1 pseudogene is annotated in these 678 nt (G+C 38.3%); it reads right to left on the reverse strand.

Going from position 1 to position 678, the window contains the following annotated elements:
- Positions 1 to 246: 246 nt before the first annotated feature.
- Positions 247 to 544 (reverse strand): annotated as a pseudogene (locus D7V92_RS21905) (SusC/RagA family TonB-linked outer membrane protein); the annotation flags it as partial.
- Positions 545 to 678: the final 134 nt, after the last annotated feature.

The raw sequence follows: 678 nt of genomic DNA on the forward strand, positions 1-678 counted from the left end.
TTTTGCGAGCGATTAATTAAACTGCCTAAATAGCTTATTTTCAGTCATAAAGTAAGTTCGCTTACTTTGTCAACGAAATTCACTTACTTTTTCTGCTCGATTTCTCACCGCGGATTGTACGGAACTGGCCACAATGCTTACCCTCTTCGGTCAATGCGAAAAGTATCGTATCTTCATCGCCCCACACACCTAAGATACTTTGCCAATGAACTTAGGATACTTAGTCAATGAAACTAAGATACTTTCCTGTCCTTTTCCGTTCGCATGTCCATATACCCAAATATCTTGATAATGGGTAGTGTAAGCATCTACACCCATTTGATATTTTACATCTAACTTATGATTTTCGGTATTGAATTTTGTGCCGAAGTTTACATATGCGTTACCAAAGAAACGATTGGTCTTTTCTGTGAATTCATTCTTGGGTAGTACTACCTAAAGAAAAGGAATAAGAGCCTCTATCCAATGCTTGTGCGATATTTAATGAATTGTTCCAAGTCGTACTTAAATCAAAGAATTCTTCTATATTATCATAAATTTGTGGGATACCCATGGCTGTAATAACGACTTCACTTAGGTTCTGTGCCCCTGATTGTAGCTCCACTTTCATTACAGGCTCGATAGGAACTTCTTTCGCCACCATTCCCACATAAGAGAATACCAGAGTCTTCGCGGAAC

The organism is Parabacteroides sp. CH2-D42-20, assembly GCF_003670185.1.
Classification (GTDB): domain Bacteria; phylum Bacteroidota; class Bacteroidia; order Bacteroidales; family Tannerellaceae; genus Parabacteroides; species Parabacteroides distasonis.